25 protein-coding genes are annotated in these 18,818 nt (G+C 50.4%); 24 read left to right on the forward strand and 1 reads right to left on the reverse strand.

Annotation, left to right across the window (positions count from 1 at the left end; genetic code table 11):
• Nucleotides 1-102 precede the first annotated feature (102 nt).
• From NZD89_RS29560 to NZD89_RS09245, 16 genes are all read left to right on the forward strand, one after another.
• Nucleotides 103-291 carry a hypothetical protein gene (locus NZD89_RS29560; RefSeq protein ID WP_369125265.1) on the forward strand — a complete coding sequence of 63 codons (189 nt, stop codon included), beginning with the start codon at nucleotides 103-105 and terminating at the stop codon, nucleotides 289-291.
• A gap of 1 nt (nucleotide 292) precedes the next feature.
• Nucleotides 293-496 carry a helix-turn-helix domain-containing protein gene (locus NZD89_RS09175; RefSeq protein ID WP_268007411.1) on the forward strand — a complete coding sequence of 68 codons (204 nt, stop codon included), beginning with the start codon at nucleotides 293-295 and terminating at the stop codon, nucleotides 494-496.
• Nucleotides 497-734: 238 nt separating this feature from the next.
• Entirely contained in the window at nucleotides 735-1,001 is a 267-nt protein-coding gene (locus tag NZD89_RS09180) for a helix-turn-helix domain-containing protein (RefSeq protein ID WP_268007412.1), read from the forward strand.
• A gap of 409 nt (nucleotides 1,002-1,410) precedes the next feature.
• Nucleotides 1,411-1,542 carry a hypothetical protein gene (locus NZD89_RS09185; protein ID WP_268007413.1) on the forward strand — a complete coding sequence of 44 codons (132 nt, stop codon included), beginning with the start codon at nucleotides 1,411-1,413 and terminating at the stop codon, nucleotides 1,540-1,542.
• A 35-nt stretch (nucleotides 1,543-1,577) separates the two neighbouring features.
• Complete coding sequence (locus NZD89_RS09190; protein ID WP_268008440.1) at nucleotides 1,578-2,420, forward strand: hypothetical protein; 843 nt, start codon at nucleotides 1,578-1,580, stop codon at nucleotides 2,418-2,420.
• Nucleotides 2,383-3,168 carry a PD-(D/E)XK nuclease-like domain-containing protein gene (locus NZD89_RS09195; protein ID WP_284285288.1) on the forward strand — a complete coding sequence of 262 codons (786 nt, stop codon included), beginning with the start codon at nucleotides 2,383-2,385 and terminating at the stop codon, nucleotides 3,166-3,168. Before NZD89_RS09190 ends, NZD89_RS09195 begins: the two co-directional genes overlap by 38 nt.
• A 26-nt stretch (nucleotides 3,169-3,194) precedes the next feature.
• A complete protein-coding gene (locus tag NZD89_RS09200; RefSeq protein ID WP_268007414.1) occupies nucleotides 3,195-3,452 on the forward strand; it encodes a LysM peptidoglycan-binding domain-containing protein in 258 nt (85 codons plus the stop codon).
• An 11-nt stretch (nucleotides 3,453-3,463) separates the two neighbouring features.
• A complete protein-coding gene (locus NZD89_RS09205) occupies nucleotides 3,464-4,321 on the forward strand; it encodes a DUF1376 domain-containing protein (protein WP_268007415.1) in 858 nt (285 codons plus the stop codon).
• Complete coding sequence (locus tag NZD89_RS09210) at nucleotides 4,245-5,045, forward strand: DnaA ATPase domain-containing protein (protein WP_431308770.1); 801 nt, start codon at nucleotides 4,245-4,247, stop codon at nucleotides 5,043-5,045. Before NZD89_RS09205 ends, NZD89_RS09210 begins: the two co-directional genes overlap by 77 nt.
• A gap of 6 nt (nucleotides 5,046-5,051) precedes the next feature.
• Entirely contained in the window at nucleotides 5,052-5,192 is a 141-nt protein-coding gene (locus NZD89_RS09215; RefSeq protein WP_268007417.1) for a hypothetical protein, read from the forward strand.
• Entirely contained in the window at nucleotides 5,192-5,482 is a 291-nt protein-coding gene (locus NZD89_RS09220) for a hypothetical protein (protein WP_268007418.1), read from the forward strand. The genes NZD89_RS09215 and NZD89_RS09220 overlap by 1 nt, the downstream gene beginning before the upstream one ends.
• 145 nt (nucleotides 5,483-5,627) lie before the next feature.
• Nucleotides 5,628-6,146 carry a DNA methyltransferase family protein gene (locus NZD89_RS09225; protein WP_268007419.1) on the forward strand — a complete coding sequence of 173 codons (519 nt, stop codon included), beginning with the start codon at nucleotides 5,628-5,630 and terminating at the stop codon, nucleotides 6,144-6,146.
• Nucleotides 6,147-6,617: 471 nt separating this feature from the next.
• Nucleotides 6,618-7,001, forward strand: coding sequence for a RusA family crossover junction endodeoxyribonuclease (locus tag NZD89_RS09230; protein ID WP_268007420.1), 384 nt, complete (start codon nucleotides 6,618-6,620; stop codon nucleotides 6,999-7,001).
• A gap of 290 nt (nucleotides 7,002-7,291) precedes the next feature.
• Nucleotides 7,292-8,017: a hypothetical protein gene (locus tag NZD89_RS09235; RefSeq protein WP_268007421.1), complete on the forward strand. Its 726-nt coding sequence runs from the start codon at nucleotides 7,292-7,294 to the stop codon at nucleotides 8,015-8,017.
• 148 nt (nucleotides 8,018-8,165) lie between these two features.
• Nucleotides 8,166-9,701: a jacalin-like lectin gene (locus tag NZD89_RS09240; protein ID WP_268007422.1), complete on the forward strand. Its 1,536-nt coding sequence runs from the start codon at nucleotides 8,166-8,168 to the stop codon at nucleotides 9,699-9,701.
• 474 nt (nucleotides 9,702-10,175) lie between these two features.
• Nucleotides 10,176-10,310 carry a hypothetical protein gene (locus NZD89_RS09245; RefSeq protein WP_268007423.1) on the forward strand — a complete coding sequence of 45 codons (135 nt, stop codon included), beginning with the start codon at nucleotides 10,176-10,178 and terminating at the stop codon, nucleotides 10,308-10,310.
• A 394-nt stretch (nucleotides 10,311-10,704) separates the two neighbouring features.
• Here the strand turns inward: NZD89_RS09245 and NZD89_RS09250 are convergent, their stop codons facing one another.
• Nucleotides 10,705-10,917 (reverse strand): hypothetical protein, encoded by a 213-nt coding sequence (locus NZD89_RS09250; RefSeq protein WP_268007424.1) that lies wholly within the window; start codon nucleotides 10,915-10,917, stop codon nucleotides 10,705-10,707.
• Between the two features lie 437 nt (nucleotides 10,918-11,354).
• Between NZD89_RS09250 and NZD89_RS09255 the strand changes: the two genes are divergently transcribed.
• From NZD89_RS09255 to NZD89_RS09290, 8 genes are all read left to right on the forward strand, one after another.
• On the forward strand, nucleotides 11,355-11,534 hold the full coding sequence (locus NZD89_RS09255; protein WP_268007425.1) for a hypothetical protein: 180 nt from the start codon (nucleotides 11,355-11,357) through the stop codon (nucleotides 11,532-11,534).
• 89 nt (nucleotides 11,535-11,623) lie between these two features.
• On the forward strand, nucleotides 11,624-12,370 hold the full coding sequence (gene terS, locus NZD89_RS09260; RefSeq protein ID WP_268007426.1) for a phage terminase small subunit: 747 nt from the start codon (nucleotides 11,624-11,626) through the stop codon (nucleotides 12,368-12,370).
• A complete protein-coding gene (locus NZD89_RS09265) occupies nucleotides 12,357-13,646 on the forward strand; it encodes a PBSX family phage terminase large subunit (RefSeq protein WP_268007427.1) in 1,290 nt (429 codons plus the stop codon). The genes terS and NZD89_RS09265 overlap by 14 nt, the downstream gene beginning before the upstream one ends.
• A 12-nt stretch (nucleotides 13,647-13,658) precedes the next feature.
• Complete coding sequence (locus NZD89_RS09270) at nucleotides 13,659-15,035, forward strand: phage portal protein family protein (RefSeq protein WP_268007428.1); 1,377 nt, start codon at nucleotides 13,659-13,661, stop codon at nucleotides 15,033-15,035.
• Nucleotides 15,032-15,820 (forward strand): minor capsid protein, encoded by a 789-nt coding sequence (locus NZD89_RS09275; RefSeq protein ID WP_268007429.1) that lies wholly within the window; start codon nucleotides 15,032-15,034, stop codon nucleotides 15,818-15,820. The genes NZD89_RS09270 and NZD89_RS09275 overlap by 4 nt, the downstream gene beginning before the upstream one ends.
• Before the next feature lie 16 nt (nucleotides 15,821-15,836).
• Entirely contained in the window at nucleotides 15,837-17,156 is a 1,320-nt protein-coding gene (locus NZD89_RS09280) for a phage protease (protein ID WP_268007430.1), read from the forward strand.
• A 16-nt stretch (nucleotides 17,157-17,172) separates the two neighbouring features.
• Nucleotides 17,173-17,796 (forward strand): hypothetical protein, encoded by a 624-nt coding sequence (locus tag NZD89_RS09285; RefSeq protein ID WP_268007431.1) that lies wholly within the window; start codon nucleotides 17,173-17,175, stop codon nucleotides 17,794-17,796.
• Nucleotides 17,797-17,809: 13 nt separating this feature from the next.
• On the forward strand, nucleotides 17,810-18,811 hold the full coding sequence (locus tag NZD89_RS09290; protein ID WP_268007432.1) for a major capsid protein: 1,002 nt from the start codon (nucleotides 17,810-17,812) through the stop codon (nucleotides 18,809-18,811).
• Nucleotides 18,812-18,818 lie beyond the last annotated feature (7 nt).

Genomic DNA, 18,818 nt, shown 5'->3' on the forward strand with positions numbered 1-18,818 from the left:
AAGGGGAAGAAGTCGACGTACACTCCCGCACTCAGAGGACGCATCAAACAGCGCGATCAGTGTTGCCAGTCCTGCGGTGCGCCCGGCAATGAAGTCCACCACGTGATTCCGAGAGGTCGGTTCTATCGCAAGTGGTACACGTTCGACGATGTGAATGACGAGCGGAACCTGATGTACATCTGCTGGCCGTGTCACCACAAAGCGACGACCAGCAACGCGGAGTTGGAACGACTCATTGAGTTGCAGGAAACACGATTTGGGCCACTCAGGCGGCAATTCGGAGGTGAATAAGTTGGACATTACGGACTACCCATTGACGCTTACAGCTACGCATGTTGCTGAAATCTTCGGGGTCAGTAAGCCGAAAGCCTACGACATCATTCGTCGAAAAGATTTCCCCTCCTTGAAGGATGGAAATCGAGTGTTGATTCCACGAGATGCCTTCTGGTCCTGGTACAACTCGGTTGCGCTGAAAAAGGATGCTGTTGGTGTTTAACAGGTTCGGCGGTGATCGAAAGTTCAACACGAACGTCGTCGTAACGGTCGACAAGCTCATTCGTAAGGTCGTCCATGAGGCATTGAATCAGCTGGAGTGTCTTTTCAACTTTCGGTGTCACATGCATCGCTCCTAGAGAAGGATCTGGGGAAGTGAAGCGGAGACCGCAGCCTGTTGTGGATAGCAGGCCCGGATGAGGATATCCGTTGCGGCAGTTATGTAAGGGAGGCGAAACAGGGTGTTACGGAGAGAAACGCTTGCGATGTCCGTTCGCGTGGTAAGAACAGCGAAGCGGCTTACGCAGGAGGATGTGGCACAGGAAAACTTGATAGACCGATCAGTGGTGAGCAACCTCGAATCCGGCAAGTTACATAAACCGGAGTTGGTCTTTCACATTATCGACCGGGCGGGAGGTGTCCAGATGCTAGACCGTTTGATGGAGCAAATCAAAGCCATTCGAGAATGGTTCGTTGTCCACCAAGAGAGCCAACTGCTTTACATCTGAATCATACAACGGATGAGCTTCACAAAACGTGCGGATTTTACACAAATTGTGATTTTGGGGAACTAGGTACAGTGAGACATATAGAGCGGGACATAAAAAAGCCTACGCCAACAACGGACGTAGGTACACAAGAAAAACAATTCTTATCTTCAAGCTTACCAAAACGAAAGGCGGTGCGGTAGATGCAAGAAATTCGTGAATGCCCAATGTGCAACTACGAGTTTCTAGAACTCCATCGGGTCCATATAGACGACACGGTCCTGGGTGAGATTGATGTTTGCGAAGACTGCCGAGAAGCCTATTTTGTCCAATGTCCATCGTGTGAAGAGTGGGATAAGCCAGAAACGCGCCATGGTGAGCTTTGCGACTTCTGCGCTGAACAAGCGGCTAAGAGGAGGAAGTTGGCGGTATGAAAGTTTGTCGAGTATGCGGCGAGGATGTTGATGAAACCGAACCACATCAACTGGATTTTGTAAGCGGATGGATGTATCACGTCGATTGTTTGTTGCCTGAATCTGAAAAGCGGAGGGATGAAGAGTGAGTTTAGCAGAGTCGGAAGTTCAAATTGAGAGCTACATGAAACGTCCTCAGCCGAAGGCCACAACAACCGAGATGATGGTATCTCGACAAGCTCAAGAGGTTCAGGCCGCAATGGTCATCGCGAAACGTTTTCCACGAGATCAGTACCAAGCCTTCAACAGAATTATGGAGGCTTGCGAACGGCGGAAACTGGCCGAGGAATCGACGTACGAGTATTCACGCGGGAGTAGCAAAGTATCCGGACCATCTATCCGCTTGGCTGAAGTCCTTGCTCAGTGCTGGGGGAACGTGGATTACGGAATCATGGAGCTCGACCAAAAGAACGGTGAATCACAGGTTATGGCGTACGCCTGGGACTTGGAAACCAATACACGTCAGACGAAGATCTTCACCGTTAAACATGAGCGACACACCAAGAAGGGCGTCACAAAACTTACGGATCCCCGTGATATTTACGAAACGGTCGCTAATCAGGGAGCGCGTCGCGTTCGGGCGTGCATCTTGGGAATCATCCCCGGTGACATTGTCGACAAGGCGATGGAGAAGTGTGAAAAGACATTGATGAGCGGCCACTCAGAGCCTTTGAAAGACCGCCTAATGAAGGCTTTGAACATGTTCAAGACAGATTACGGAGTTTCCAAAGACCTCGTTGAGGACTACTTCGGATACAACATCGACGCCTTTACAGAACGTGATTACGTCAGGCTCGGCGGCATTTTCAAAGCTCTTCGCGATGGAATGGCCAAGATTGAGGATTACTTCGACGTTCGTTCAACTGCACCAACAGTATCTAAGACGGAGGATGCGTTTAAAGCGGCGTTAGAAGGTGGTGATTCTCCGGATGCTGGAACTGAACAACCAAAATTACCACTCGACTGAAGCCAATCGTGAGTACATGAGCAACAGTCAGTACAAGGACTTCGTCACCTGTGAGGCTGCTGCCATGGCGAAACTTAATGGCTTGTGGAAAGAGGAACCTTCGGATGCGCTATTGATGGGAACGTACGTGCATGCGGCTCTCGAGGGCACATTGGAGGAGTTCAAGCAATCGTGTCCCGAGTTGTTTACCCAAAAGGGCGAATTACGGTCCCAGTTCAAACTCGCCGAGCGGATGTATCAAACCATCTCAAATGACCGGATGTGCATGTTCGTTCTGGACGGTCAGAAAGAAGTCATTATGACGGCAGAGTTCGCCGGGTGCCTTTGGAAGGTAAAGCTCGACAGCTATAACCGCGAGGGTGGGCGTTTCGCAGACGTTAAGACAGTGAAGTCCATTCGGGATAAGTACTGGGACAAGCAATATGGCTACGTCTCTTTCGTCGAGGCCTTCGGATACCTGCGTCAGGTCGCGTTGTACGCGGAGATCGAGAGCCGATGGTCTGGTAGCGGTGAGTGGTTAGAACCGCTTATCGTAGCGGTCTCAAAAGAGGATCCGCCGGATAAACAAATCATCAACGTAGACGTCAGTCGGATGTCGATGGAACTCGAGGAAATCGAAAAGAACATGCCTCGGATATTGGCTGTAAAGAGCGGACTGGAGGAACCGACGCGATGCGAAACGTGCAAGTATTGCCGCGAAACGAAGCAACTGAGACACGTTTTACACTACACCGAGCTCCTAGCGTAAGCACGCCCCGGAGCCGTTCTAAGCCAGTGTCGCTCATTGTGTTCCTGATGGCTGGTGCGCTCTTAATGGGCGCCCTGGTCTACGGAGTGAACAAAGGCAACGTCCCGGCAGACACCCAGACGGTTATATACACGGTCCAGAACGGGGATACGGTGTGGAGCGTTGTAGGTCGGTTTGATACTCGGGATGACCTGAACAAGGCCCGGGATTGGGTGATTGAGCAAAACCATTTAACCGGTGAATTGCATCCGGGTGAACGCATTAAGGTGCCAGTAGGGAGGTAGGGATGTGACAAATGGATGCTCCATACTTTCCGTTCTATCCGGCTGATTGGCTATCAGATCCCAATGTTCAGTTTCTCTCTTTGGAAGAGGCGGGAGCCTACATCACCCTTTTGGCCTATATGTGGAGGGATGGAAAGGACTGCGCTCTACCTGACGATGACAAGTATGTCGCACGTTTGTTGCACGTCTCGACGAGAAAATGGGCAAAACTTCGCGAGATTTTGCTCGACGGTGAACACGCAGTGCTTACAAAAACATCCGACGGTTTGATTCGGAATAAGCGCTTAGACAAGGAGTTCACGAAGATGGTGGACAGGTCAGAAAAGCGCACTGCTGCAGCAATTATGAGGTGGCAGAAAGAAAAATCAAAGGATGCAAAAGCAGTGCAATTGCATCCCGTGAGCAATGCAAATGCATCTGATTTGCATCTGCAAAACGATGCTATATCAGATTCAGATCCATATTCAGATCCAAATAAAGATCTAGAGAGAGATAGGATACGCGCCCAACAAGAACTTGTACAAGCCTATGAGCAAATTTGCGGGCCTATGCGTCGAGACGAAAAAAATATCCGTTTGCTCTTGGAATACCTGGATGAAGGTGTACATGCAGACTTAGTCATCCACGCCTTAAAAAAATCGAGCAACGCAGATTATCCAGCGAAATACGCAGACAGCATTGTGCGCGGGTACCTAGCCAAAGACATCAAAACGCTCGAGCAGGCCATTGAGCACGAAGGAGTGAGCATCCGTTATGAATCACGTAGCCGAGGGACTAAGACGACTGTCAGAACTGGCTCAGAACCGTCCATCACGGGAACAGGGCACATCATCGGTCGTATCCCTCCAAGACAAGAGCAAGTGCGCTGAATGTGGGGATACCGGATGGGTTGCAGTGCTGGACGACGGAGCGACAATGCCTATCTCTAGCGTGTCTCCCGGCGAAGTCTTTTCCGCAAGAGAGTGCATCTGCTCGGAAAAACGCAGGGCACTCCGCGTGCTTAGGTCATCGCGCATCACTGAAGAGTTTCAACGCCTGGGATTCCGCAACTTCAGTATCGCTGGGCGTCCGCAGGCAGTCCGAATCGCTTATGAGGTGGCCAAGGAGTACAACGATAAGTTCGCTGAGTTGGTTGATGACCGGTGCAATTCCATCGCGCTGCTTGGGCGCCCTGGATGCGGAAAGACACACTTGCTGATGGCGGTCTGCAACAACCTGATGCGAAAAGGGATCGAGGTTCTCTACTTCCCGTGGGTCGAGGGTATGAACGAGTTGCGGGATGACATGGACGACCTAGAACGGCGTGTAGGCGTTCTGCGGAAGGTCGAGGTGCTGTACATCGATGACCTCTTCAAGGGACGTAAGGAGCCTACACCGTTTGCCTTAGAACAGCTTTTCGGGATTATCAACTATCGCTATCTGAATCACAAGCCAATCTTGGTGAGCAGTGAGAAGACGGTCGATCAACTGTGTGAGATCGACGAAGGCGTTGGGTCCCGGATATACGAAATGGCACGTAACTACACGGTTCTGATGAGTTTGACGCCGGAGGAAAAAGCGTCCGGCATGCAATTGAATTATCGCTTGAGGTGAAAAGGTTTGAGCATCACAGAAACGCCGCCCAGCGCGCGTGAGGTTGCAGGAGACATCTTGAGATACATGACCATCAAGGGAGTGCCTATTGAGACGATTCAGCAGGCGTTCGAGCTGGTGAAGAGTGAGTTTGAGGAGGGTGAATAGTGATTCATTTGATCGGATATAAGGATTTTCCTGATGTTGAGTCTCTACGAGTGACCTTTGGCCACGGAACCGTGGCGGTTGGGACATGCCTACTGAACGGTGACGTATGTGTTGGTTTTCATACCATCGAAAAGCACGAAGTTGGTGAATCTCTGCCGAATGACGAGAAGACTCCTCCACCAACCATCCTGTTCAAATTCGATAACGTCGAAGGTCTTGATGTTCTACAAAAAGCGATTAACATCGCCCGTGATTTGTTGGCTGATAAACAAGTGGAGGATTCACAATGACCCCACCACCAGAAGTCATCCAATGGCTCACAGCCAACAACATGAGGGCTATATCTACTTAAGAGTACCTGGAGTTGTTGAGCGAGAACGTGACGACGAAGAAGCAGATTGAGTAAGTCAAAGAGTATTGCGAGGCGTTGGTGCAATGAGTGCGACTAACCGGGCGAACCACAAGCGGAATGCATATGACTCGTATCCGACGCCAACGTGGTGTACTGAGGCCATCGCCAAGGAAATTGTGTGGACAAGCGATAGCCGGGTGTTGGAGCCGTGCTGCGGCGATGGAGCCATATGGAGAGTCATCGAGCATGTGCAGTGGGTGTCGCATATCGACTGGTGCGAAATACAGCGAGGTCGAGATTTCTTCGAACATGAATTTTTCGGAGAGCGCTTCGACTTCATCATCACGAACCCGCCGTTCTCGCTCGCACAAGAATTCGTCGAGAAGTCACTGACACTAGCCAATTGCGTGATTATGCTGCTTCGGCTGAACTTCCTTGCCTCCAAGAGTCGGAAAGAGTTTTGGGAGAAACACCCGCCGACAGCGATACATGTGCTGACGAAACGGCCAAGTTTTACAGGGAACGGAACGGACGCAACGGACTATGCCTGGTTCGTTTGGGATACGACGGGACGGCAGAAACACGGAATATTTTGGATATGACGCTAAGTGTATAAGAGAGGGTGACATGGATGAGTGATTACTGGATGGTACGCCGTCAGCCCCACCTACGCTGACGGCACTGGCAGCCACAATCGCTGCCCTTCCCAAGACACGTTGACTAGTATATCCAGTCTCGGGTGCAAAGTATGTCGAAGCACTGGGTCTGAAGATTAGGAGTTTGAAGGGGGTGATGCTGTGGCTGAATAACTGGGACGTGGTTGGAACGACAGCTCGGCTGCGAACCGAATTTTGAACTGCCGTTCCCACGGCGTGTGAGATCATAATCCGGTTTCCAATGAATTGGTACGGACAAGTGCCTAGTCACTATACAGCTCTGATGGGGCCGAAGTCATCACGTCTGAGTGGGAGTGAGTGTAGGGGCCGGCCCCACAGGAGTGATACAAGATACTCAAATTGTAACGGGATGGATAGGTACGAACACCGGACAAGATAAGTGGGGAGGGTGACCGAGTGGCTAATAGTACACGATTAGTGCTTCCCTTACCACCTAGCGTCAATCATGCCTATCGGAATTTCACTAAGTGTGGGCGGCGCATGCGGGTACCGACGCCGAAGGCGCTGGCCTTCAAGAAAGAGGCTGCGTGGGAAGCAAAGGCGTGGATGATGGCACGGCGTCAGCAGATGGTGCCGAACGGAACGAAGGTTGCGCTGAAGGTTTGGTACTTCTGGGGCGACAGACGCAGGCATGACCAGGACAACCCGCTGAAACTGCTCCAGGACGCGCTCACAGGCGTTGTATGGGAAGACGACCGCTGGGTACTGCCGCAGGTGATGGACTTTGATGTGGACAAGCAGAACCCGAGGTTGGAGATAGAGATTGAAGTGTTGGGATAAAGAACACCGCCACAGCATGGACGACTGGGCGGTGCCTATCGGTGAGCGGACGGTGAGGCCGCCGAAAGTAACTTCACCGATTGTTCCACAGAGTATTCATGACCACTCATGGTAACGCCGGATGGGATAAAAAATACCGCCACAGTATTCTACCGGGCGGTCATTCAAGGGTTTACAGAGCTAAGGAGTTAGCAACGTGTCTATTATCACCGAACGAGATGAGATTCAAACACACGAAGAGTAATCCACAGGATATTCACAACCTTCTGTGTATAAGTGGGGGTGAGCGTATGCAACAACAGGGTGAAAAATTAGAGCAGCAGTCTTTTGAACTCGAGGCCGAGTACTTCAGCGACAGAGAGCGATTCTTGATTGAACGACTTCGAGAGTTCCGTACCATAGACGTGGAGATTGCCATACAAGAGCGTAAGATGCGTGGGATTGGTTTAATTCATGAGCCGCGCATCACTCCTAAGGGGCCAGAAGAGGATTATCTAGCGTATCTGCAGCATCTGCCTAGTGAACTGACTGAACATCAACAAGAGACGAAAGCCATCATCGAGCGACATGTGAGACCTGAGGAATTCCGTTACATGTACGCATCCCGGGCGCGCGTAGCGAAACGTTTAAATAATGCCAATACGGACGACCTGATAGAACGTGCGCAACTGAGAAGCATTGGGCGAAAACTGTATCGAGGCGATGAGGACCATATCGAACTGACGGATACAGAGCGCGTCGCCGACCTAAGGTTGGCTGAACGTGCCGAGGCAGAGCAGGTGTATGAGATGCTGAAGGAGCGCAAGGAAATCATCTCATTTGCTCTCGAGGAGATGAAACGCTGGTATCACGAGTGGTACTTGATTCTCTGGCACAAATACGTCATAGACCAGCATTGGAAAGAGGTATGCAGGATCGCGGCGCGGAACGGCGTAGCGTTGACGGATGAGGAATACCGATTAGCGCGGAAGAAGGCGTTACATCAGTTTGACAAGTGGGCAGTCGGCTTATGCTGATTGCTTTTTCTATGGGGTGATTGATGATTATGGTTGAAAAGGTGTGCATGTCCTATGTTGTTAATTTTTGATACAAATCCGTGATATTTCATCTTCTTCCAACGTACATTACTGTGCAATGCAAAATTATCTGTAAGGGTGTGTACGGATGGAGCAAGTTGTAGAGAGTAATTTGGTAACAGGAAGACTTAACGTAGCAAATATCTTTCAGGGCTATAATACATTTAGTGACTCGGGATGTTTGAGTGCTCTTCACGGACAATATGATGATATCGGAGCGGTTCTGACTACACAATATCGGGTCGTCACAGACTTTGAATCATTTACAAGAGCTATCAATCTGTCGGCATCTGCGTCCGTGTCGTATTTGGGTTATAGCGTTAGTGATAAGGCTTCGTTTGCGCAGAGCCTGTCCTTGACGACATATAGCATTACTGTTATCGCCTATGGTCATAAGGTTAGTGAAAATCGTGTCGCAAGAGATGTTAAATGGCGCGAAGGAGTCGAAATTCCGACACCGACTACTCTAAACGCGTTTTATCAACAATATGGAGACTCATTTGTGAGTCAAATAAAAAGAGGCGCCGAGTATATCGGGGTATATGTGTTTTATGCTCAGTCAAGAGAAGAGCAACAAAGTATTCAAAACACTCTCGCGGCTAAAGGTATTTATGACGGTGTAACACTTAGTGCTAGTCTGCAATCTGGACTTTCTGAGGTTCAACAGTCGGTTCAGACGCGACAGCGTTTTGCTCAAGTGCTATATGGCTTCAAGAGTTTAAAACTACCTTCCCCAGACAACATTGCCTCATTCCTTGATGGCGAGTTTGCCACTAGAGAACCGGATGCTCCGACAGTTATTTCCTATGCGACAAGCGGATACGAAACTGCTCTTAACACTGAAGTGTTTAAACCTATTGAGCGCACACGGAGATTGTTTGATGGACAGTTTACAAGCGTAACATTAGCTCAAGTAATTGCCAAAATGGCATATCTAAAAAATCAAGTAGAGTATATTGGGCGGGTGTACGATACGTATGGATGGAATAACGAAAATGATTCAACGTACGTTAACAATGCGAAAATAATTGAATCGGATTGGTCGGAGCTATCATCGTTAATCACCAAGATTTATGACGACCCATCTCAACAATACGAAATTCCTGACCTGCAGAGCTTAAAGTTTGGCGTGCCAGAACTTAACTTTCGTATAAATGCGAACGAACCATATTGGGGAGGCTCAGGCGGCGACGCATTCCAAGACGTTACTTACAAGTCTGTTCTTAATCAGACAAGAATTGCACGTATTGTCATACGTGGGGGTGCTTACGTAGATCGATTAGAAGTGACTTACGTAGATGGAAACGGGAAGGAAACTACTTGGTGGCATGGGGGAGAGGGGGGGAAAGCCAGCCAGCCCTTTAACCTGCAACCGCGTGAACGTCTCACGACTATTTCAGGTACTGCCGGTAAGTATGTAAACCAGCTTCAGTTTAAAACAAATTATGAACAACCATTCGTGTGGCCTCCATCGCCAGATGGGGCGAAAGTGTTCCCGGTTCTGTCGTTGAACAAGAACCAAGTCATTCTAGGGTTCCAAGGTAGATCAGGGGGTTACTTGGACCAACTACAGCCCGTGATCTGTACTTTCTCACCTGCTGTATGGTTAGAAAGTCAACAGTAATCCAACAGTGAACTACCAATAGTTCAACAGTTCGTGATCAAGATTCCCGTGTATTATGGTAGTAGGCCCCATTGAGAAGACGCTTGCTAATGCAGGCGTCTTTTTGTATGCCTTGTAGTAAATCTCCAGTCCACCGAAAGGGGTGAACTTTTCGGTGGTGTGCAAACTATCACGCCGGATTCGCGGCCGGCGTTGGTGTTTCGATGAAGAAGCCTAGTCTGCTTGGTGGCGCAGACCCTCGATCAGACCATCTGATCGGAGGACACAATCGTAGCGTTTACGGCGTAACAGACCATCGAAGCACCCACGCTGGTGATGAACCAGCAAATGCGCGTCCTCTTAGAGAATTGGCTTCGCACGTTGTGCCTTACAGCGTGCACCATATACATACCTTTTGCAACTAATTGCTACTTGCCCACTCCTTTCTGACGGTGTTGAGTAACATAAAGCATCTTCTCGCGAGGAGGTGCTTAAATGGACGGTTGCTTTGGTGGATACACACGTTGGGCAGTGGTGTTTCTAATCATCTTCGTTCTGTTCTTCTTGCTTGTACCGGCATTCGGCGGCGGATATGCTGGCGGAGGAGCAGTAGCTGGCGGAGCGTACTGAGTTCAAATTTATAAGGTATAGCTCCTAGGTCACACTTCGGTGTGGCCTTTTTGGTTATGAGCATGCGTTTGCCCGCGAGGGGCCGAGCAATAACACTAAGCTGAAGAGTTCCAACCAAGTAAAACATAAAATTGTTTTAGGGTGGTGTTCACTAATTGAAACCATGCTGGGTGTGTAAGAACAATGTCAAACCGGATACACGTCCAATCAACTGCAAACAATGCCATGGTCGAGTAGTGACACCATCTGACGAACAGGTGAAGAAGATGGAGAAGCGAGAGAGGAAACGAAAGGAAATTGAACGCATGATGAGCTCTAAGGATACATACGAGCGCAGGCGTGGGGCGGTTAGGCAGAAACGAAGAGGCTCTGACTGAACACGAAAGCCCGCATTTCAAGAACGCGGGCCGTAGGGTGTTCCGTATATTTGTGCTCGAAGTTCATAAATGGCGGCGTAGAGACATCTAATCGAGTGTTTCAAACGGTCTGCTTCAAGCTGCAATCGTTCAGCTTCTCTTTCTAGGCGGAGTGCTTCTTCTTCAAGAATTTTAGATTCAGTCTCGAGACTCAACAGACGGGTCAAGTGCGCTTGCCTCTCGTTAGACATTACCATCACCCCTCCCGTTCAAAGGTATGAAGGCTCCGGAATGTCCTATTCAAAGCATAGAGTAACTCATGTCACATCCAAGGTGATGTATATGCGTTGCACCAATTTAACGGGACAGAGTGCTCGAGATGCTATGACGTTTATGAGGGAAAATAACATACAGTGCGCGGCTAAGCTGGAGCGAGAGTTGGAGAGGGGCGTTGAATTGCATGAAAGGACTGTTTTGGGCAGTCATCACTTTATTGGTTCTGATTCTTGGTCCGGTGGACGCAGTGATATTGTGGGTGAAGTATCCGACTCCATTATGGACAAACATACTTCAGCTGCCAATGACCATCATCGCTGATGTGGCAATGCTATTCACCTGACAGCGAAGAGGGATAGCCGTGAAGGAATCATTCGACACTCGCAGAATTTGTGAGTGGGAGGGTGAATATATGATTAAGTCTAGAGTATATCTCGCTAATGGTGAAGTGGTTGAAACAGCGCGCGACGCGAAGGAGATAAGGGCAAAATTACAGGCTGCGACACAGGCCGGGGATGTATACCCGGAAATCATCGAAGGCATCTGGGTGAATGTAAATCAAGTTGTTATGGTGGCTAAAGTAGGACAATGATAAACAGATAGGAAGGCCCGCTTCGGCGGGTTTTTATTTTGCCGATAACAAAACAACTCAATCCAATATGTGGAGGTGGGTGAAGTGTAGTGCCTCGTGAACGAAGTCCTAATCGCTACAGGGCATTTGAAATTTGGCGTGAAAGTAAAGGTGAAATCAGTAACCGTGAAATAGCCCACCAACTCGGCATCTCAGAAAAGACGGTTGGCGGTTGGAAAGCGAAGGATCGCTGGATTGAGCAGCTGAATGGAGTACTCCAAACGAGGGAACGGAGTACTCCGAAACGCGCTGGTGCTCCAAAACATAATCAGAATGCCGTGGGTAACATCGGGGGAGCTCCTCTACAAAACTCCAACGCCGTCACACACGGTTTCTTTCGCCGGATCTTCCCCGACGATGAGGACACGCTGTCTATAGTTGGTGAGATTGCCGTCATGGACCCGCTGGATATGCTGTGGCAGAACATTGTGATCCAGTACACGGCGATTGCCCGCGCACAACGAATTATGTTCGTCACAGACCATGACGACATGTCGAAGGAAGTTCGCCGTACCAAGACCATGTCCACCGAGGATATGGATATGGAAGAAAACGAATGGGAGATCCAATTCGCTTGGGATAAACAAGCGACGTTCCTTCAAGCCCAGTCCCGCGCTATTAAGACGCTGGAGGGACTTATTTCACGTTATGAAGAAATACTGCCGACATCACCGCAGGCCGAACAGCATCGCTTGCGTATCGAGAAATTGAAAGCTGACATCGAGAAGGTGCGCGGTAAGGACAATACCGACGATAGCTTAACCATCACTGTGGACTACGGTGATGGCGATGGCTGAGGCGCGCGTGCAGTTTAACGTGGTGTTCAAGGAGGCCAACCGTACCCGGCGCCGATATCGCGCAATGAAGGGTTCAGCGGGTAGCGGTAAGAGCGTGAATGTCGCACAGGACTACATCGTGAAGCTGTCTGATCCGAAATACAAGGGCGCAAACCTGTTGGTGGTACGCAAGATTGATGCGTCCAACAAAAACTCGACGTTCGCCGAGCTGACAGCGGCCATTGTGCGGATATTCGGTTCTGATTACGACAGGTACTGGCGAATAAAGCTCAATCCATTAGAGCTCGAATGCAAGATCACCGGTTCGCAAATCATCTTCCGTGGCATGAAGGACATGAACGAGCGCGAGAAAGTGAAGTCCATCAACTTCCCGCGTGGCAAACTAACCTGGATATGGGTAGAGGAAGCGACAGAGCTTCAAGAGGCGGACGTCGACATCCTGGATGATCGCTTGCGTGGTATACTGCCAAATCCCAACCTGTACTACCAGATGACATTCACCTTCAACCCGGTGTCCGCGACACACTGGATTAAACGAAAGTACTTCGACTACAAGAGCGACGACATCTTTGCTCACCACAGCACCTATCTGACAAACCGTTTCATCGACCCGGCTTATCACAAACGCATGATGATGCGTAAGGAGCAGGATCCCGAAGGATATGAGATTTACGGGCTAGGGAATTGGGGTGAGACGGGTGGCGTCATCCTCAAGAACTACGTTGTTGAGGAATTCGACACATCGTTTAGCCGGTTCGACTCAATGCATCACGCGCAAGACTTCGGATACAACCATGCCAATTGCATTCTCACCGTCGGATTCAAAGATGGTGAGCTTTTTGTGTGTAACGAAATCTACGTGCATGAAATGGATACCGCTCAAATCATTGAAATGGCGAATCGTCAGGGATTGAATAAGCGACTGTTCATGTATTGTGATGCCGCAGAACCTGATCGAATCCAGATGTGGCAAACAGCTGGTTATCGGGCTTTCAAGGTAATCAAAGAACCGAACAGTGTACATGCCCAGATTGACTATCTGAAGCAGATTAAGATTCACATCCATCCGTCATGTGTAAACACCACTAAAGAAATCCAGCAATGGTCATGGAGGAAAGACCCGAAAACAGGCCTGTATCTTGACGAACCAGTTGAGGTATTCGATGACGCGATGGCTGCGCTTCGGTACTCAGTCGAGCCGATGCGTAAGAAACCAGTCAGGATGAGCGGCAACGTGGTTGGTACACCTGCAGCACAACGTATTCCCAAATGGTGAGGAGGTGGTTAGGTGGCTACCCCAAGCAAACTCGTCGGTCAAATTGGCTCGCAACTCTATACCACGTTCATTCTGTTTGACAAGGCGATTGCGAACCCGGACAGCGCCAATGTTGTCGAGTACGAGCGCATGATCGATTCGGACGAGACAGTTGCGGCTGGCATTGAGTTTATGATTCTCTCGGCCCTCAACAAACTGGATATGTACCGAAATGAGACAAATCCCCAAATTGAGACGTTCGTGAACGAGTGTTTCGAAATGATGGATGGGACTCTCATTGAAGTATGCGCCGACATTCTGAGTGGGATTTGGGCGGGGTACAGCGGCACGGAGATCGTGTATAAGCCCGATGGCGCAAAGATTCGATGGGATTACCTTGCTACGTACCATCCGCGCACTGTGTTCTTCAACATCGACAAGGAAACGGGTCGACTCGACCAGCGGACGCCGATCACACAGTTTCGGTGGTTTGCCGGGTCACCGGTGCAGATTCCGCGAAACAAGAGCATCATATACAGCCACAACATGCGGTTTGGTAACTGGTACGGAACATCGCAATTGCGGCGAGTGCGCAAGAACTGGTTGTTGAAGGACCCTGTGTTGAAGATGTGGTTGAATGGCGTGGATAAGTTCGGTACACCTCTCATCGCCGCAATGGTCCCGGATGGTGATTTACAAGATCCTGATAGGCCAACGCAAGATGACGGCAGTCAAAACCTCATTTCCAACATCGAATACACGATGCGTCTGCTCTCAAATATCCAAAACGGTACAGGATTGGCAATGGCAAGCGGTACGGGCGATCAAAAGGCTGACATCAAATCGCTGTTTGCAGGCGGCGCTGGTTTAGGGGACGCATTCGATACCCTAGTTAGCTACCTGAACAAGATGATTTTGCGCGGGATGCTGGTGCCTTCGCTTATCTTCGACGACGGGAAGAACACGGGAAGCTACGCGCTAGGTCAAGCTCATTTCGACATCTATACGATCATGCTGGAGAACATCTACAAGAAGCTGACCGAAACACTTTTGGAACAGCTTGTAAGACCGCTTGTCGACATGAACTTCGGACCCCAAAAGGATTACGGTGAGTTTCCGGAACGTGAGATGTCCGAGACCGACCGAAACGTTATCGCTGGCATCTTCATGCAAATGGTGAATGCCGGATTTCTCGATGCAGCGCACCAAGAAGACTTTGACCACGTTCGCGGAACGTTAGGATTTCCAGAGCGGAAGATTGACCCTCCACCCGATCCGAGTAAAGCCGCAGCGTTGATGGGCCAGTATAACCACTATGTTCGAGGTCAGCCTCAACCATCAGGCGGAATAGCTGCCCAACCGGCGCCTGACACTCCCGAGGCTGGCGCCGTGAAGGATGTGCCGACATGACCGAGTGGGAGCGGAAGGTCTACAAGCATCTGACGGACAGCGAATACCACTTTCTCGCTGATTACGACCGATGGCTTAAAACGGCGTTCTCAAACATCCCCCTTGGAGGTAATGAGCATGTCATTCACACATTCCATCTCACGGTTCACCAGCGCCTGTCGTCAATTCTTGCGAAGCATTCAACGGACACTTTCACGATGGGTCAAGCCGCTGGCGATGAAGATTGCCAAGCTGTTCTGGCCGCGCACAAGAGGAAGCTCGCGAACCTGCCGACCGTCAATTTTAAGACCGGTCAGGACTTCACTCCTCAGGATGCGATTAGAATCCTACAGGCGAGAGCAATACAGCTTGCCGGTGAGGTCGAGAGCAGTATTGTTTCCGAGATCAAGGCGATATTGCTGAAGCATCTCACGGGCTTACATAGACGGGATGCTGAGAAAGAGATTGCAGACCTGCTCGAAGAAAACATGAACCGTGCCAGCCTCATCGTGACGACAGAGACGACCTACGCTTACAACCGTGGCCGTCTTATTCAGTATGGGGCTAACAACGTCGATTACGTCGAGTATAGCGCGGTGATGGATGGACGCACGTGTTCTATTTGCGCTAGTCGAAACGGTCTGATAGCGCCCATAAACGACATCGGGGGTAACACGCCGCCTGTTCATGGGCGATGCAGGTGTGTGCTGTCACCAGTGTTCGGTTCGTTGCAACCGCAGAAGTTGACGCCACAGGCACTTGATTGGAGCAACGTCGCGCCACTCCCTAAAGGTTGGGTGGCGTAATTGAGGAGGTGGAGACTTGCTTTGGTCAACCGAATTTGTAAACAACTTGCCCGACTCCAGCTTTGCCTATATCTCGCCGGGTGGCCACAAAGATTCCGAGGGGAAAACTACACCTCGAAGCTTGCGGCACTTGCCGTACAAAAACGCTGATGGAAAGCCGGATAAGGCGCATGTGGAAAATGCTCTTGCCCGGTTGGATCAGACACAAATTCCTGCTGCCGCAAAGCAAGAGGCATTTGGCAAACTGAAGGACGCGGCTAAGGAGGTGGGTGTAACTGTAGACGAAACGCGCAAGTTCGCAGATAACCCTGCGAAATTAAAAATCCCGGTTGGGCGCATCGGTGAATGGAATCACCCTCGATACGGGCGAATTAAGATGTCTCAGGACACATTCGACCAAATGAGGCGTAACTTCCAAGAAAAGACCATTGGCCGGGACCCGTTCATTAGGATCGGGCATAACAAGTCTGATGACCCAACCTTCGGAGCATCGAAAGCTGAGGGATGGATTACGGACCTGGTGCAAGAGGGAGATATTCTTTACGCACTGGCCGACCCAACAAACCCTGAGGTTGCGAATCTGATTCAATCGAAACAATACCGATATGCAAGCCCTGAGTATCTGGACAACTACAGAAGTAAGGAAGACGGCTCATCGAAAGGCGCAGCGCTTGAAGCGTTGTCTCTGACGAATGAGCCTTTTCTTACGCGCTTACCTGAAGCGCGCTTGCTGGCCGACCCGCCAGATATGTTTTATCTCGACTATGAGGAGGTTAAACGCTTGGACAAGATGGATGAATTGCTCAATCAGCAGAAAGAAAGTAACGGCCTCATGCGTAAACTGGCTGACTTCTTTATGGGAGGCGGGAAGCCAACTGGCAACAATCCTGCCGGGGCTGCAGGAACACCAGCTCCTGCGGCAACGCAAACACCCGAACAGATCAAGCTGGCCGATATGGAGGCGCAGATGGCTGCAACACAGCTGGCGCTTCGTACATCTGAGGTAGACCGCAAGCTCGCCGAGTACACGGCCAAAGGCATCCCGCCTGCTGTGCTGCAGTCGTACCGTCCTATTCTCTTAGCTGACACTGGCGCCAAGACGATCAAGCTGGCTGATGACAAAGGCGTCGAGACGATGGTTTCTACATCCGACCAGATTTACGCCACGCTCGATGCGTACCCGCAAGAGGCGCGCGTGAAGCTCTCGCAGATGGGCGAGCAGCATACGCCACCTGCCGCTGGTTCACCAGAAGAAGTTAAGAAGTTGGCTGACGAAACCATGGCTGAATTGGGTTACACAATCGACGAGAAAACAGGTCGTTACAAGCTCGTATAAGGAGGGCATCGATCGCATGAACATGGATTTGTTTAATCCGTATGTACCCGGTGAGACAGACGGTTTTGTCTTTGCCGACAAGCAAATTATCCTTAACGCTGACTACCACATTCAGGATCGAATCCCCATCACGATTGCGCCAGGAACAGGTGCGCTCGACCGGGGAACTATCCTTGGAGTGAGCACCGCTGATGGTCTGTGGCGTCCGGTGCTTCGTACCACTGTAGCCGCTGCTACTGAGCCGGTGAATCCGCAGGTTATTGGTCTTGCGACAGGAACCGGGGCGATGTTCACGGTTGGTCAGACCGTTGCTGCAATGAGCGCGACGTCCGGTACAGTTCAGCAATTGGGCACGATCACTGCGATCAACGGCGACAACGTCACGGTTGCAACGGAACTGACTGCTGCACTGGCAGAGGGTGACTGGTTCTATGTTGCAGATGGTTCACAGACGGCTGTCGGTGTACTGGCGGACGTGGTGTTCGACTCAACTTCGAACAAGATTTCCAATGCCTATGTTGCCGGGAAGTTTGTCCAGTCTCAATTGGTCGGTGTCGATTCAATCGTTATCAGCGACTTGAAAGCACGGCAAATTCCGTACTTTATCAACGACGTACAAGACAACATTTTGGTTGTATAAGGAGGTTCGCTAGATGCCAAGTTTGACGTTTCCGACTACACAAGAAATCAATCACATCGTGCGCAACATGATCGTCGATCCAACGAAGTTTCGGGGCATGACATTCGCTCCGATGGCTACGGCTTACGCGGAACGCATTCAGGTTGACGTAATCGATGCTATTCAAGGCATCACGCCGCCCCACGCGCTGAACGCACAACCCAAGGTTGCGACCTTGACTGGGCAGAGCACCCGCAACTACGCGACAGGCTACTGGCGTGAGACATATCGTATCAACGAGGAAGAGCTTTTGTACGCTCGCCAGGAAGGTACGTTCAATGAACGTGCAGGCCGTTTACGCGTTGTGCGTCGTGCTAACGAGTTGAACACTCGCTTGGACACCCGCGTCGAGCAGCTACGCTGGTCGGCGCTCATCAACGGAAAGATTGCCGTGAAAGACAACGGCGTGAACTACACCGTGAACATGAACATCCCATCTTCCAATAAAGTTTCGTTTGATTGGATTTCGAATCCTGAAGAGGATATCCTCGCCGACATAGCACAGTTGACCGAGCTGTACTTTGGCACGGGCGCGAAGATCGACACCATCTGGATGAACTATGACGTTGCGAAGGCTTTGGCCTCGAATGCACAGATTAAGACGTTGTTGCAACAGAGCGTGTACGCAGTAAATCTCTCTGCAGCTAACGTCTCCAGCGCGCTCCATCTTTTGTTCCCGGAAATCAACTTCGAGGTTTACACGGAAGGATACGGGGATGGGAATGGCAACTTCGTTCCTTTTATCCCGTATGGAACCTTTGCTGTAACGGGTAAAGGCGGCGAAATCGGTATGGACTTCTGTACTACGCTTGCGCTTCAAAACGGCGGCGTGGAGAATCCGCAGCCAGGTAAGTTCAGTGCTGTAATCGATAAGTCGGAGGAAGCAGCAAACCCGCATGTCGATGTCACAGTCGGCATTAACGGATTACCTCGTATGCACCACCCGAACTGGTTTATCAGCGGGACAGCTACCTGATAGGGGG

The organism is Alicyclobacillus fastidiosus, from assembly GCF_026651875.1.
GTDB classification, from domain to species: domain Bacteria; phylum Bacillota; class Bacilli; order Alicyclobacillales; family Alicyclobacillaceae; genus Alicyclobacillus; species Alicyclobacillus fastidiosus.

Excerpts from the sequence above, each read along its gene's own strand:
- NZD89_RS09285 (WP_268007431.1), top strand. The coding sequence starts at position 17,173 with ATGAACATGGATTTGTTTAATCCGTATGTACCCGGTGAGACAGACGGT.
- NZD89_RS09240 (WP_268007422.1), top strand. The coding sequence starts at position 8,166 with ATGGAGCAAGTTGTAGAGAGTAATTTGGTAACAGGAAGACTTAACGTA.
- NZD89_RS09235 (WP_268007421.1), top strand. The coding sequence starts at position 7,292 with ATGCAACAACAGGGTGAAAAATTAGAGCAGCAGTCTTTTGAACTCGAG.
- NZD89_RS09190 (WP_268008440.1), top strand. The coding sequence starts at position 1,578 with ATGAAACGTCCTCAGCCGAAGGCCACAACAACCGAGATGATGGTATCT.
- NZD89_RS09245 (WP_268007423.1), top strand. The coding sequence starts at position 10,176 with ATGGACGGTTGCTTTGGTGGATACACACGTTGGGCAGTGGTGTTTCTA.
- NZD89_RS09275 (WP_268007429.1), top strand. The coding sequence starts at position 15,032 with ATGACCGAGTGGGAGCGGAAGGTCTACAAGCATCTGACGGACAGCGAA.
- NZD89_RS09195 (WP_284285288.1), top strand. The coding sequence starts at position 2,383 with ATGCTGGAACTGAACAACCAAAATTACCACTCGACTGAAGCCAATCGT.
- NZD89_RS09255 (WP_268007425.1), top strand. The coding sequence starts at position 11,355 with ATGATTAAGTCTAGAGTATATCTCGCTAATGGTGAAGTGGTTGAAACA.
- NZD89_RS09225 (WP_268007419.1), top strand. The coding sequence starts at position 5,628 with ATGAGTGCGACTAACCGGGCGAACCACAAGCGGAATGCATATGACTCG.
- NZD89_RS09205 (WP_268007415.1), top strand. The coding sequence starts at position 3,464 with ATGGATGCTCCATACTTTCCGTTCTATCCGGCTGATTGGCTATCAGAT.
- NZD89_RS09250 (WP_268007424.1), bottom strand. The coding sequence starts at position 10,917 with ATGTCTAACGAGAGGCAAGCGCACTTGACCCGTCTGTTGAGTCTCGAG.
- NZD89_RS09265 (WP_268007427.1), top strand. The coding sequence starts at position 12,357 with ATGGCGATGGCTGAGGCGCGCGTGCAGTTTAACGTGGTGTTCAAGGAG.
- NZD89_RS09290 (WP_268007432.1), top strand. The coding sequence starts at position 17,810 with ATGCCAAGTTTGACGTTTCCGACTACACAAGAAATCAATCACATCGTG.
- NZD89_RS09185 (WP_268007413.1), top strand. The coding sequence starts at position 1,411 with ATGAAAGTTTGTCGAGTATGCGGCGAGGATGTTGATGAAACCGAACCA.